This window comes from Fodinibius sp. GM108 (assembly GCF_058386985.1).
In genome coordinates, this window is the sequence record NZ_JBYEIR010000003.1 from 466,727 (window position 1) to 481,364 (window position 14,638).

A 14,638-nucleotide genomic window follows, 5' to 3' on the forward strand; every position below is an offset into this window, starting at 1 on the left:
CAGCTGAATTATCCATTTCACTAAATAATCTAATCTTGCTCAAAGTTTAATCCTCCGATTCATTTACTTATACTTACCTCCCTTTAAGAAAGGTTTTTCGTTTACATTTTATAAAGAAATAATTTTTATTAGCAGTCGTTCGCAGACTGTGGTACCTACAATTGAAATACGAATTTCTAAAATCTTAACATGAATAACTTCGTAAAATATCTATCAACTCTAGTACTGGCTGTCGCTCTGATGGCGTGTGGAAACGATACGTCTGAACAATCGCCAGAACAGCAATCTCAGCAACAGCCCCAACAGCAACAGCCAGGTCAATTGGGACAAATGGATCAGCAAGCACCTGACGTTGATGTTTCTGATGAAGAAGCAGCTACCTTTGCTGATGCTGCTATGGAAGCCCAGCAAATTCAAATGCAAGCCCAGCAAAAGATGGTGGGTATCATTGAAGATGAGGGACTAGATATCCAGACTTACCAGACAATTGCACAATCCACACAGCAAGGAGGACAGGCACCCGATAGTATTAGCGAGAGTGATATGCAGAAATATCAAAGTGCTACTGAATCACTCAAAGAAGTTCAGAGTGAGATAGAGCAGGAGATAACTAATGCTGTTGAAAATGCCGGTATGAAAATGGATCGCTTTGAAGAGATAAGCAGAGCAGCCCAGCAAGATCCTGAACTGCAAAAGCAAATCCAGGCAAAGCTTCAGGAAAAAATGGGTCAGCAAGGTGGACCAGGTGGAATGCAGCAACAACCGCCTCAAGGCAATCAATAATTGTACATTATCAATAAAAGCCTGCTGCATTTTGCAGCGGGCTTTTTTTATTTAATGGAACACGGGTAAAGCCAATTACGGTTCGGGAGTGCAACTCCCTCACAACAATTTTAGGACAAATGACCGCTGTTGTTGTTTCAGCCACCGGACGGCAAACCCAGCCGCCCGATGGCGTTACCAATAACAAATAGCGAGTCACTGAATTCGGAACGTTTTTCCTCTTCATTCGGCTTATATAGCTTATCATCAGAAATAGATAAACAACACCAGATAATCTCCACCAACGCACAACCCTCTGTACTTAAAGATTTAAACCTCTACGTCATCTTTGGGATAACCCTTTCCGCTGTGATGGGTGTTGCCAGCATTGCTCCGGCCTTACCTAAAATGAGTAATGTGTTGGGTGTCTCTAATGAACGAATTGGTCTGCTGATTACCGTTTTTACAGTACCAGGTATGTTTTTAACACCTTTTTTAGGCGTTATTGCCGACCGCCTGGGCAGAAAAGTTATTTTGGTGCCTTCCCTGTTTATCTTTGGAATTGCCGGCACAGCATGTGCTTTCGCCACTGATTTTACATGGTTGTTAATCCTTCGCTTTCTGCAGGGAATCGGCGGAGCTTCGCTGGGAGCTCTCAATGTCACGTTAATAGGTGATTTATACGAAGGCAATCGCCGAGCTACAGCTATGGGATATAACGGCAGCATCCTCAGCGTGGGTACTGCTTCCTATCCCGCTATCGGGGGCGGACTGGCACTACTTGGATGGTTTTATCCCTTTTATCTGCCCCTGCTGGCGATACCAGTGGGGATATTCGTGCTCATCAGCCTGGATAATCCCGAACCTGACAATAACAAGGAGTTGAAAACATATTTTGGTGCGGTATACAACTCGCTTAAATCAAAAAAAGTAATCGGTTTATTTGCCGCCAATTTCCTCACTTTTGTTATGCTGTATGGTGGATATCTTACCTTTTTTCCGATTCTGCTGGATGAACAATTTGGCAAGTCTTCCTTTATTATTGGGATAATGTTATCCGGCTCATCACTGGTTACAGCCATTGCCTCTTCTCAATTGGGCAATCTCACCCGACGCTTTAAAGAATCAAATCTGATCCTTACGGCTGCCGTGCTCTATCTCTTTGTTTTCAGTAGTTTGCCGCTCATAGATAATATCTGGCTCTTTACACTTCCTATTGTGGTATTTGGATTTGCGCAAGGTATCAATATTCCCAGTGTATTGAACCTGCTTACTCATCAGGCGCCCAGTGAATATCGTGCTGCATTTCTCTCTGTGAACTGGACGGTCTTGCGGAGCGGACAGGCGCTTGGTCCTTTTCTGCTGGGATTGATTTACGGTATCACCGGACTTAGCGGTACGTTCTTGGCATCGGCAGTAACCGCTATCTGTTTTGTCGGGGTTACCGTGCTGATGATACGTGACTAGCGGAAGAACAGAACACAGATCTAACAGATAGGTCCCGGATCTTCGCAGGCGATATAGTCAACAGAGGAAAGCTATTATAGCTGTTTCAAGCGTCCACGCTTGAAACATGATTATGGGTGATAAGCGTGGACGCTCATCACAGCATAGGAACGGTGCTGATGATACGTGACTAAAGCCGGTTTATGACTTACCACTAAGACACTGAGAACACTAATATTTTTGTTTAAGAAGCTTCGATATATCGATTAGAATTCTTTACTGATTACAATCCAACCGCGCTGATAACACGATAGCTATCGTTCCGAGGGAGTTGTACTCCCGGGTTGTTGTTCGGAGGTACAACCTCCTCACAACTGTGAATGGTTCCGACGCAGAGCATCGGAACCAGATAGATATTACTAGCGCGGGAATTAATTCCCGCGCTAATGATGGATTATCCCAAGCTGGAACTTGGGAATGAGATATATAATCATACTATCTATCACATGGTCAATAGCCCCAATCGCCTCATCTGCGTTCTATTACCCCTTATCGCTCTGGCTGATAGCCGCATGAGCACTGAATATTACTAGGTCCGTGTGTTTTGGCATGCCAGTCGAAATCAGAAGGATATCCCTCCTGTTCCCACCAGAACGGCAGACGTTCTTTTTCGGTCGGTAAAATTTGATTCATCGTCTCGGCATCATACAAACGGCCGTTAATCATCGTATGCGTCAAATGTTCTGTGGCTTGAATATCCTCCAGAGGATTGCCGTCAATAATAATAAGATCGGCCAGCTTGCCTTGTTCAACAGAACCAAGCTCGTGATCCATCCCCAGATATCGCGCGCCGTTCATCGTAGCCACTTCAAGTGCTTCCATCTCACTCATGCCGCCCTGGTGTATCATCCAGAGCTCCCAGTGTGCCGCAAGTCCCTGTAGCTGTCCGTGGGCACCCAAATTCACATTAACACCGTTATCAGTCAAGTCTTTGGCCGTAGCAGCACTTAAGATATGGCCGTTTTCATATTCCTCTTGCGGAACCATTGTGCGGTGACGTGCGCGAGAATCGACAACAGAGCGTGGAGTAAAATTGAGCAGACGATCTTTCTCCCATACCTTCGTATTCTGATACCAATAATATTCTCCACTGATACTTCCGAAATTCACCACTAGTGTAGGTGTGTATCCGGTCCCGCTCTCACCCCATAGCGTGTGGACATCCTCATACATCGGAAAAATCGGCACGTTATGCTCAATTCCAGTGTGCCCGTCCATAATCATGCTCATATTGTGGGTAAACGTGGAGCCGCCCTCGGGCATCACCATCATCTCCAGTTCACGGGCCGCCTTAACTATCTTTTGACGCTGATCGCGACGCGGCTGATTGTAACTTTTCACAGAAAACGCTCCAAACGCTTTTGTACGCTCCAGTGCTGAGACGGCATCCTCATAATCCTCAATAACAGCTTTATACTCAGCCTCAGCGCCGTATAAAATACGTCCTGTTGAAAACAGACGAGGACCTGTCATATTTCCAGCCTTTATCGCTTCGGATTGTGAGAAAATCATTTCTGTGTTGGCAGAAGGGTCGTGTGCGGTCGTAACGCCATAACCAAGGTTTGCAAAATATTCCCACTGTTGCTGGGGACTTAATCCTTCCCTGAAATTCCCAATATGCGCGTGAACATCGATCAGGCCCGGCATCACTGTTTTTCCTTCTACATCGATAACTTCGGCGTCAGACGGTATATCAACTTCGTCGGTATTACCGACTTCTTCGATGCGGTTTTCGCGGATGACCACCGCACCATTCTCGATTACCTCACCATTGTTCATCGTGATAATGTGGGCATTTGTTAACACGATGGTGCCACTCGGTTTCTCGGATTCGATTTCCAGTCCGATATCTAGTCCCTCGTTGGTATCCAGAGGGAGTTCATCTTCAGAAGAATCTCCATTAAGGAAATCAAATGCATCCTCCAGCTCAACGGAAAAATATTCTTGGCCGAGTGTCCAGTGCAGCTGCTCACCATCCCCCGACCAATGCAGGTTGATCCCCGCATCTTCGGCGACATCCGTAACAGGAATCGCCTGCGTGTTGGCACTTAAATCGATATCCGTTCCGGCCTGCGGCATAGGCGCCACGTATACTTTGAACAGATGATTGAATGCTACCCATTTGTTGTCAGGACTGGGAACAAAATTATTGCCGTATCTGGAAGTAAAATGAACGCGCTTATTATTGCCGGACAGATCCACACTCTCGTAAGAGTTATCCAGATAGCTGCCGCCGAGATAGAAAATCCGTTCTCCATCGGCACTGAATTGTGGATCGGTGCCATCTTCAATCACCAGCTCTCCCTCACCGCCTGAAGCGGGCATGGTATATATTCCGGGATCAGTGGTATAAGCGTATCCCTGCTGACTGTTACCATCTTCGTGACGATAGACAATCGTTTCACCATCCGGAGAAAACGACGGCTGACGAAAGATACCCTTCCGTTCAGTAATTTTTTGCGGCTGTGCATTTGAATTGTCTAAATCCAGCTTTTTAATTGCCCCGAGATCGGTATCGCTCCAGGTGACATAAATGAGTTCATCTCCATCAGGAGAAAATGCCGGCTCAAATTCAAAGTTCTGCTCATCTGTCAGTCGCTCAGGGGTACCATTTGGCAGCTCTTTCTTCCACAGGTAGCCTGCTGCATTAAATACGAGATGCTCACCGTCTGGAGATGTTACTGCGTGACGAATGGCCTTGGCGGTAAATTTTTCGGGATGCGGATTTTGCTCAAAACTTACCGCATCATAAATGCGTTGCTGTACATCTGCTTCAAAAGGAACAACCTCTGACTCTTGATCTTCCACATTTAATTTGTGGATTTTTCCCTTAGCCCAGAAAACGATCTGCTCGCTGTCGGGTGTCCAGTCGATATTGGTATATGGACCAAAGATCGCCCATGCTTCCTGCTGATCTTTACTCAATTGGTCATACACCGGTCGCTCAATGCCAGATTCCAAATCCCGAATATAAAGCACGCTTTTTTCACGCACACGTTTAATGAACGCCATCTTTTCTCCATCTGGCGAAATTGTGGGACTGATTGCCCCGCCGGCTCCACCCGTGATACGCTCGATTTCTCCCGTTTCGCGGTCGTACCGGTTTATCACATAGATCTGACTGTTGGGATCTTTGTTGTACTGAAAATATCCGCCGGGATATACGCTCTGGCTGTAATAAACGTAGCGACCGTCAGGTGAAACATTGGGCTGACCGATATCCTGCTGCTCGTTTGCTTTCTCCACGAGCTGAATACCCGACCCACCGGAGTGGTGGTACATCCATATTTCTCCCGCGCCAAGCGAACGTGTTGAGGTATAATGCTTGCGTGCGATAAGATACTCCCCGTCGGGTGTCCAGACGGCATTGTTGAGCAACCGAAAGTCTTCATCCGTAACCTGTTTGGCGTCTGAACCATCAGCATTCATCACCCAGATATTATCACCATTGCCGGCGTCACTGGTAAATGAAATTTTGCTGCCATCGGGCGAAAATCGCGGCTGAACTTCATAAGCCAAATTATTACGCAGAACTTCCGCTTCTCCACCATCAATCGACATCAGATAGATATCCCCCAGCAGATCAAAAACAATCTGATCGCCATCAGGACTCACATCAATATTCATCCAGGTTCCTTCAGAGGTATTAAAAGTAATCTCTTCATATGATCCCCCGGGATCATTTACATCCCATTCTTTCTGTTCTGAATCCTGGGCCCAGCTTGTAAATCCGAATGCCAACAGTACCAGCAGTGATAATATCTTTTTCATAGCTATTTTATTTTGATTTGGAATCATGACAAATGTATAAAATTTAAAGTTACATCGCGTCTGTTTTTCATTTTTTTAAAAATACTATCCCGAATTAGTAATTTATCACTAAGTCAGCCGATCGGTGAAGCCTCCAGGCTTCACCGGAATAGATTACCGTGGTACAGGCTAGGAACACTTTCTCCCTTGTTCCGAAGCTCCAGCTTCGGAACAGACCCTTGAACTTGTATTTATAAAACTCAGATCAGATATGAACTCCTCCAAACTTAATCATATAGATTCATTCCCAAGCAGATGTTTGGGATTGAGATTACTTAGTCCCACTACTCTTTTGTAGAGTGCTGGTTCACGGGTTTTACCGTTGGGGGTTTGGGGGAATCGGGGAAAAGTGTTTTAGCATAATGATTAATGTAGAATAGCTATCCTTAGTTTCCGGCTTTAGAAAGAACAAAATCTACGATTCCCCCAACACTTTTTTCGTCCCAGCTCTGCTGGTCCCGACAGCTGTACGGGATTTGGTGACAAAAAAATGGACAATCATAATATATAATATACAGACAGCCATGAAAGGACTGAACTATACCAGATATAAAATCCAGATCAGTATTTCTAAAATATCCTTTTCAGGTCAGGTACAACTCTCAACTCAGATTTCCTAATAATACGATCTTTCACCAACGACGGATAGCTCACCCATACGCCGGCTAAGTTGCATTCCCAAGCTGTAGTTTGGGAATGAGATAAAACAGACGCCGAGCATCATCTGGCTGTTCAGCCGCAGAGCGACTGAACGAGATAGATGTATTTGTGAAAAGCTATGTCTGCCCCTCTCCGAACTAATAACCCTCGGGAGTACAACTCCCTCGGAACTCCTGGATTGATGTGCTAAAAAATTACGATCAATTTTCTCTTGATCCTGATAAATTTATTTCTTTTCTATTGATATTTGACGTAATATTCATTTGTCAGCAATTTATCAGAAGTTTTCGATTTATTGCATGATTCCACTAAGAACAAAAAAGTATATGACGAATGGATATTTACGTAGGAAATCTTTCGTATAAGATTTCAGACCAAGAGTTGAAGGAAGTATTCGAAGAATTTGGCGAAGTTTCTTCTGCCAAAGTTATCAAAGATCGCCAAACAGGCCGATCAAAAGGATTCGGATTTGTAGAAATGAATAATGATGATGAAGCCCAGACAGCAATAAATAAGCTGGATGGAGCTGAAATCAAAGGCAGGGCGGCAAAAGTCAATAAAGCTCGTCCCAAACCAGTAACAGCCGGAGAAAACAGGAACGTTTCAAATCGCCGCCGGTAAATATTATGAGTAAAAAGCCCTGATTTTTTCGGGGCTTTTTACTTTCCCCTTCCCCAAGATCGTATTATCTTTGTTTGCGCAAATTACAAATGATAAATATATACGATGAACAGCTGTGCCTTTTTGTCGATGGATAACCTCGACAATTTTGTAGTATATGACCATCTTTTATTTGAACCGTTCGAGCAAATCGGCTGGGAAGTTGAGGAAATATCCTGGCGAAATACCAAAGTCGATTGGGATCGTTTTGACGCTGTAATTATCCGCAGCCCGTGGGATTATCAAAAAGATCCCAAAGCTTTTCTCGATGTTCTTGAGCAAATTGAGAATTCCGATGCTGTGCTCGAAAATAGCCTTGAGCTCGTCAGATGGAATATCGACAAATCATATCTTCAGGATCTGGAAACAAGGGGCATCGAAGTCGTTCCCAGTCTTTGGTTTGACGCTTTCAACGATAACATTTTCCCAAATGTTTTTAAGGATCTTGAAGCCGAAGAAATTGTCTTAAAACCCACAATCAGCGCCGGGGCAGATAACACTTTCCGCATTCATCGAAAAAACTATTCCGTTTTTATTGAGGATCTGGAATCCACCTTCAAAAATCGTGCGTTTTTGGTACAGCCATTTATGAACAATATTACGGATGAGGGAGAATTTTCGGTCTTCTTTTTTGGGGACACGTACAGCCATACCATTCTCAAGACTCCTAAGGCCAAAGATTTCCGCGTGCAGGAAGAACATGGTGGAATATTGAAACTGATCGAACCTGAGAAGCAGCTTTTAAAAACAGCTCGCAATATGCGCGATATGATCCAGCCGGAACCGCTTTACACCCGCGCCGATTACGTCCGGACAGCAGATGAGACTTTTGCCCTTATGGAACTAGAGCTGATTGAGCCCTCACTCTATTTCAATATGGATCCGGAATCACCAAAACGCTTTGCGCAGGTTTTTGACAAATGGATGGAAAAGAAATTAGTGGCAAAGACCTAGGTTGAATTAACATTCCAGCATAGGGAAACTGCCTATTTTACTATCTTCGTTCAGTCGCTCTGCGGCTGAACAAAGTGAGACACTCCCGTCACTAACTCTATTGTAAGTTACTTGAAAACCAAACGCAGAGCGTTTTTTTGAGGTCCCGGCGCAGAGCACCGGGACGAGATATGTGTTTTTTTAAAAACATGCCAGTTATAATTACGGGTACACCAGAAATCGGACAAAGTGGCAAAGCTTTTCTATATCGATTTTACATCTCATATTCTCTGACGTCAACCCGCACTCCGATACGGGATCCCGTGCGGCAGGAAAAAACAAGATTAGCGGAAAGCTTTACCAACGACTTGTGCGAACCTATCTCCTTTCCTGACAAGGCGCTGGTAGAATTTAGAATGCAAAACGCTTTTGCCGCGCCCGCGGCTGAACGAGAATTGGGCGCTCCGCCTCCCTGATCAACTTTTGAGACCGAGGCAAGATAGAAATTAAGCAGAGCTAGTGGCAAGAACCTAATCACAATAAAAAAAGCCACAACACAAAGAAGCATTGTGGCTAAATGATTTGTGAGTAGGGATTGTGCCGTGTCCATAAACCTTTAAAGGGTCAACAAAAATAAATCCTGGCTCAATAGCCCCGACATTATCTTTTCTCTCATGACTCACTACTTATCCTTAAGTAAACACATCTTTTATCTTAGAGAAGAATCCTTTGCCGTCATCATCTTTATTAGCGGGATCGAAGTGCTCGTTGTCTTTAAGTGCCTGGATATGTTCTCGCTCCTCATCTTTCAAATCTTCAGGGATATAAACATTTACACGCACAAATTGATCGCCAACACCTGAATTATTCAATCCGTGAATACCTTTTCCACTCATGCGGAGCAGACGTCCGGGCTGAGTGCCAGGCTCGATCTTGATTTTTGCCTGCCCTTTAAGCGTCGGCACTTTCACTTCCGTGCCTAAAATTGCATCAGGCACACTGAGTACCAGATCATAATATACATCGTTTCCGTCGCGCTCAAAATGTTCGTGCTCTTTTTCTTCTATCAGTACTACGAGATCGCCGGCCGGACCACCGCGCTTGCCAGCATTACCTTGTCCGCGCAGAGTTATATAATTCCCTTCTGAAACACCGGAGGGCACGCGAACCTGAACCGTTTCTTTCCCCTGATAGCGGCCTTCGCCGTGACATTTGGAGCATTTATTTGAAATAATGCGTCCTTCACCCTGGCACTCGGGACATGTTTGCACGTTCACCATTTGGCCGAGCATTGTTTTGTGAACCTGCCGCACTTCGCCCGTGCCATCGCAGGTACCACACATCCGAAAATCATTTTCCGTCTCGGCGCCGGTACCGTTGCACTCATCACACTTGATATATTTCTTCACCTTGAGCTTTTTTTCGGTGCCAAAGGCGATCTCTTCGAGATCAAGCTCGATGCGAAGCTTCATATCAGAACCGGGCTGTCCCGAAGAACGGCGCCCACGGCCGCGTCGGCGTCGCGAGCGTCCGCCGCCGAATTCGCTTCCGAAAATATCGCTGAATCGACTAAAAATATCTTCAAAACCTATATCTTCGAATCCAGCTCCACCGCGGCCGCCAAATCCACCACCGTTGACACCTTGATGGCCAAAACGATCGTATCTCTGGCGTGTTTCTTTATCACCGAGGACTTCATACGCTTCAGAAGCTTCCTTAAATTTCTTTTCAGCTTCCGGATCATCCGAGTTACGGTCCGGATGAAACTTCATAGCCTTCTTTCGATAGGCTTTTTTGATTTCTTCTTCAGAAGCGTCTTTACTAACGCCGAGTACTTCGTAATAGTCTCGTTTAGACATGAATGAGTGTACTTACCTAGCTTTACTTAAATTTATTCGCTTACAATTACTTTAGCGTGACGGATGGTGCGATCGCCAATACGATATCCACTTTCAACAACATTAAGCACGATATCGCTGTCGATATTGTCATCTTCAGGCTTTTGCCGCATCATAGCATCGTGCAGATCAACATCAAACGGCACGCCTTCTTCATCAATTCGTTCAACCCCGTGCTTTTCGAGCACCTCCCTAAACTTATCAGCAACCAGTGTCACACCATCCATAAATGTATCGTTAACCTCGAGATCTTCGGCTGCCTTTAAGGTGCGTTGCAGATCATCATTTATATCCAGAAAATCCTCCAGCGCGTTAGCCTTTGCCCGCTCATAAATCTGCGAGCGTTCACGCTGTACGCGCTTTCGATAATTCTCCAGATCTGCCGTTTTTCGCAGGCGTGCATCCTGGGCCTCAGAAAGTTCCTGTTGCAGTTCATCAATCTTGTTATCTCTTGCAACTAAAAGCTCACGTAATTCTTCAGGTTCATAACCTTCATACTGAGAAATTTTTTCTTCTTTCTGCTTTTGATCCTCAGCTTGTTCGGCCGCCTTATCTTGTTGTTCTTCTTCGGCCATTTGTTCTGCTTTTACTTTTTCATTCGATTCGCTCATGTGAAACTAGTTCTGTCGGTTAAGTTCTTTTTTATTATCGTGATGTTATAAAAGCAAATAACATGCCATTAGATTTAACATCCTTTTCTAGTGACAAAGTTACGGAAGTTCTATTCACCAATAAACTAAAAGGTTCAGAGTGTCAGCCACTCATTATTCTTCATCCTCTTCATAGAAGAACTCCAGCATATTTCCATCGGGATCCGAGATAAACACAAAACGACCCCGTTTTCTGTTTGCCGGACCACTCAAGATGGAAACTTCATTTTCGCGAAAATATTCTGTCAGTTCGTCAACTTCTTCCTCCGAATCCAGATAGAAACCGAAATGATCGACCCGGTAGTCGCGCGAGGCAGGATCATAGCTCGTTTCTGCCTCTACCAATACCAAGGTATCCTCTTCCCCGACCTGGTAGACGGCCATGCTTTGTCCCATTTTACGAACGAGTTCAAATCCCAAAATATCACCGTAAAACTCTTCGGCCCGTTCGATATCATTTACACGAATAGTTATATGATTAATACCTGAAGGATTGAAATCTGCCATAGTCTAATACTTTTTAAAAAAATTAGCGATCCACATTTAACAGAAATGGTAATAGCAAAGATATTCCTTTTTATCATTTCATGTAATATCGGTGCATAGTATACCCTTTTTACGCCTAAACTTCAGCCTTTTGAGGAGTTATATTTTTAAATATTACTGCGTGTGAATATCCACGTATGTATATATACTTCACAAAATACTATAGTAACTGAATTGAAATACGGAGATGGTATGAGCGGATTGAGTAGGATAATGTATTCTTCCGTACAAACTGCCTTCATTTTAAAATCAAGTGTTTACATTAAAAGCAGTGTCATCCTGAGTGGATTCCGACAACTGTCGGAAGGAATCGAAAGATCTCCCTGACAAGTTCGTGTAGAATCTGAAGATCGCCACTCACACATCTGCGATTAATTTGGGAGATGGATTCGACTCAATTACGCTAACGCTCCATTCCGCTCACCATGACATTGACGCTGATTTGGGTAGGAGTCTCATCCCAATCTTGACAGAGATCGTCATCACTCGAAATAGTCCCGTAGATTACGGGGATTTTTTCAAAAATGAACACCGAAGGAATATAAACGCCAAACGTTTAAAAGGTACCTTACTCATCATAAAATTGGATCGTAACAGAACGCTGCTGTCCATTTTTTGTCGCCAAACCCCGTACAGCTGTCGGGACCAGCAGAGCTGGGACTAAAAAATCACCGTCTCTACCTAACCAAATGGGCTACTTTTCTAATCTAAGGCAGCCTCCCTTATAGCCCCTATGCTGTGATAGGCGTCCACGCTTATCACATACAATCACGTTTCAAGTGTAGACGCTTGAAGTAGCCATAACAACTTGAAATGAACTTCTCACTCGAAATAGTCGCAGAGTTTTTATTATCTTCTGACGGATTTAAAAATCATTAATAAATCATCAACAGCATTTGAGTACGCTTTACATTGTAGCCACGCCAATCGGAAATTTGCAGGATATCTCGGAACGTGCCCGACAGGTGCTTTCGTCGGTTGACTATATCGCCTGCGAAGATACGCGCACTTCGGGCAAACTGCTTAATTACCTGGATATCGATACCCAAACCTTCGCTTTTCATCAGCATAATGAACACCAAAAACTCGAGCATCTTATGAATATACTCGATGCTCGTCAAAATGTGGCTATCATTTCAGATGCGGGTATGCCCGGAATCTCTGATCCTGGTTTTCTGGCTGTTCGCGCCGCCCATCAGGCAGGACATTCGGTCTCTGTCATTCCGGGTCCCGATGCCGCTACTACGGCACTTGTTGCCAGCGGACTGCCCTGCGACAAATATGTTTACGAGGGATTTCTTCCCCAAAAAAAGGGACGGCAAAAGAGACTCAAACAGCTCGTCGATGAAGAACGATCTATTGTGCTTTATGAGAGTCCCTACAGGCTGAAAAAGTTACTGGATGAGCTCCGGGAATATATGAACGATCAGCGAATGGTTGCTGTTTGTCGCGAACTAACGAAAAAGTTTGAAGAAATCATCCGCGGACCGCTTAAATCGGTATGTGACACCTTTCAGCTACGTGATGAAATAAAAGGTGAAATCGTCGTTGTTATAGCGCCCAAATCTTACAGCGAATGAAGCAATACTTTGGTTACTTCTGGAATACTAAATGGGTATTGGTTTTAACGGCCGGTATCCTTTTGGGATTAAGCTATCCGCCCGTGCCACTGCCGGTGCTTATTTTCCCTGCATTCCTGCTTATTTTTAGAATTATTGACCTGTCAAAATCGGCTCGCGAGGCTGCTTATTGGACCTATCCCGCTTTTGTCATCTGGAACCTTATCACTACCTATTGGCTGATGATGGCAACACTGGCTGGTGGGATCGCGGCAATTTTGGCCAACGCAGCAGTTATGACAATTCCTGTTATGCTGCAATATACCTTTCAGAAACAGAATTGGAAGCCGTGGCTGGTTGCCCTGGCTCAAACAGCAGCCTGGCTCAGCTATGAATATTTGCACCACCAGTGGGATCTGGCCTGGCCGTGGCTTACCCTCGGCAATGCCTGGGCCAACTTTCCTTCTCTTATTCAATATATTTCAGTCACTGGATACTGGGGAATCTCCTTCTGGGTCTTATTCTCCTGCGCCTTGGCTTATCAGGTTATGCGTAAGGATCTGCGATCTACCAGAATTGCTTTGGGAGTTGTTCTCTTTGCTTTCCCTTTATGGTCAATTGCCATTTCGCTTTTTTCAACGCCCACACAACCGATAGATCAGCACCAGGTAGTCGTCGTTCAACCCAACTTTGATTCCTACGAACAATACGGCGGATTCCCCTCCCCGAGGACAGCTCATGATCACTTATTAACCCTAACCGATTCGGTTCGCACGCCAGAAACAAACTTGGTTGTCTGGCCCGAAAATGCTGTCCAGGCTCAAATGACAAACAGAGATTCTTTCAGTGATATCGCCAAAGAAACTAAAGAGCTTCTATTTTCAAAGGCCAAAGAGTGGGATGCCACTATCATAACCGGCGCCACTTATATCGAGTATTATGATTCTGACGAAGTCCCGGCTCTCCCTTATGTCAGAGGTGATAGTAAATATCTACCCTTTAATTCCGCTCTTGGATTCTTTCCCGATAAATCGTCAATGGTACATCGTAAACATAACCTCGTGCCTATCGTGGAGCGGGTACCATTTGTGCATTTTCTTAATGGGATCGATATTTTAAATTGGATTGACTGGAGTCAGATACAGGGCTATGGCAAGGGCAATCAAGCCAACCAGTTTTCGGTAAATGGGACACTCACACCGGCGCTTATCTGCTATGATTCGGTATTCCCCGGCTGGGTGCGAAATTATGTCACCGGCGGAGCAGGCTACCTCACGATCATCACCAACGACGGCTGGTGGGGCAACACCAGCGGACACGAACAGCATTTTGCCTATGCCCGACTGCGTGCTGTCGAATTTGATCGCTGGATTGTACGCAGTGCCAACAACGGGATTTCGGGTATTATCAGCCCCGACGGATCCGTCAAAGTGGAAACTCCCTATTGGAAAACAACCGCTTTTCGGTATGATGTGCCAGTTCATGACTCCCGCACGCTATATGCCCGCTTTGGAGACTGGCTGCCAATAATTTTGCTGATTGTTCTGGGACTAAGTTTGGGACCAATTCTGCTTATCCGATTCTCACAATCTGGTTCTAAGAATTAAATTACGTAGGACGGACAGCTTGTCCCAGATACTAAGTATTTTACCCT

11 protein-coding genes are annotated in these 14,638 nt (G+C 44.8%); 7 read left to right on the top strand and 4 right to left on the bottom strand.

Annotated features, from left to right (window positions below):
- The first annotated feature begins 189 nt into the window (after positions 1 to 189).
- Both ACT3ID_RS07880 and ACT3ID_RS07885 read left to right on the top strand, forming a co-directional pair.
- A complete protein-coding gene (locus tag ACT3ID_RS07880; protein WP_491541456.1) occupies positions 190 to 783 on the top strand; it encodes a DUF4168 domain-containing protein in 594 nt (197 codons plus the stop codon).
- A gap of 168 nt (positions 784 to 951) precedes the next feature.
- The gene (locus ACT3ID_RS07885) at positions 952 to 2,229 is read left to right on the top strand and encodes an MFS transporter (RefSeq protein WP_491541457.1); all 1,278 of its coding nucleotides are present in this window, start codon (positions 952 to 954) and stop codon (positions 2,227 to 2,229) included.
- Between the two features lie 528 nt (positions 2,230 to 2,757).
- On the opposite strand, the gene ACT3ID_RS07890 is transcribed toward ACT3ID_RS07885, so the two are convergent.
- Entirely contained in the window at positions 2,758 to 6,039 is a 3,282-nt protein-coding gene (locus ACT3ID_RS07890) for an amidohydrolase family protein (RefSeq protein ID WP_491541458.1), read from the bottom strand.
- A 1,032-nt stretch (positions 6,040 to 7,071) separates the two neighbouring features.
- Here ACT3ID_RS07890 and rbp point away from each other — a divergent pair.
- From rbp to ACT3ID_RS07905, 3 genes are all read left to right on the top strand, one after another.
- Positions 7,072 to 7,359 carry an RNA-binding regulator gene (gene rbp, locus ACT3ID_RS07895; RefSeq protein ID WP_491541459.1) on the top strand — a complete coding sequence of 96 codons (288 nt, stop codon included), beginning with the start codon at positions 7,072 to 7,074 and terminating at the stop codon, positions 7,357 to 7,359.
- A gap of 105 nt (positions 7,360 to 7,464) precedes the next feature.
- A complete protein-coding gene (locus ACT3ID_RS07900; RefSeq protein WP_491541460.1) occupies positions 7,465 to 8,352 on the top strand; it encodes an ATP-grasp domain-containing protein in 888 nt (295 codons plus the stop codon).
- 170 nt (positions 8,353 to 8,522) lie between these two features.
- On the top strand, positions 8,523 to 8,807 hold the full coding sequence (locus tag ACT3ID_RS07905) for a hypothetical protein (RefSeq protein WP_491541461.1): 285 nt from the start codon (positions 8,523 to 8,525) through the stop codon (positions 8,805 to 8,807).
- Between the two features lie 216 nt (positions 8,808 to 9,023).
- Here ACT3ID_RS07905 and dnaJ read toward each other — a convergent pair whose 3' ends face one another.
- The 3 genes from dnaJ to ACT3ID_RS07920 all read right to left on the bottom strand — a co-directional run bounded on the left by dnaJ (position 9,024) and on the right by ACT3ID_RS07920 (position 11,386).
- Complete coding sequence (dnaJ, locus tag ACT3ID_RS07910) at positions 9,024 to 10,190, bottom strand: molecular chaperone DnaJ (RefSeq protein ID WP_491541462.1); 1,167 nt, start codon at positions 10,188 to 10,190, stop codon at positions 9,024 to 9,026.
- Positions 10,191 to 10,222: 32 nt separating this feature from the next.
- On the bottom strand, positions 10,223 to 10,840 hold the full coding sequence (locus ACT3ID_RS07915) for a nucleotide exchange factor GrpE (protein WP_491541463.1): 618 nt from the start codon (positions 10,838 to 10,840) through the stop codon (positions 10,223 to 10,225).
- Positions 10,841 to 10,993: 153 nt separating this feature from the next.
- Positions 10,994 to 11,386 (bottom strand): VOC family protein, encoded by a 393-nt coding sequence (locus ACT3ID_RS07920; protein WP_491541464.1) that lies wholly within the window; start codon positions 11,384 to 11,386, stop codon positions 10,994 to 10,996.
- Positions 11,387 to 12,321: 935 nt separating this feature from the next.
- Between ACT3ID_RS07920 and rsmI the strand changes: the two genes are divergently transcribed.
- Positions 12,322 to 13,005 carry a 16S rRNA (cytidine(1402)-2'-O)-methyltransferase gene (gene rsmI / locus ACT3ID_RS07925; protein WP_491541465.1) on the top strand — a complete coding sequence of 228 codons (684 nt, stop codon included), beginning with the start codon at positions 12,322 to 12,324 and terminating at the stop codon, positions 13,003 to 13,005.
- On the top strand, positions 13,002 to 14,591 hold the full coding sequence (lnt, locus tag ACT3ID_RS07930) for an apolipoprotein N-acyltransferase (RefSeq protein ID WP_491541466.1): 1,590 nt from the start codon (positions 13,002 to 13,004) through the stop codon (positions 14,589 to 14,591). Before rsmI ends, lnt begins: the two co-directional genes overlap by 4 nt.
- Positions 14,592 to 14,638 lie beyond the last annotated feature (47 nt).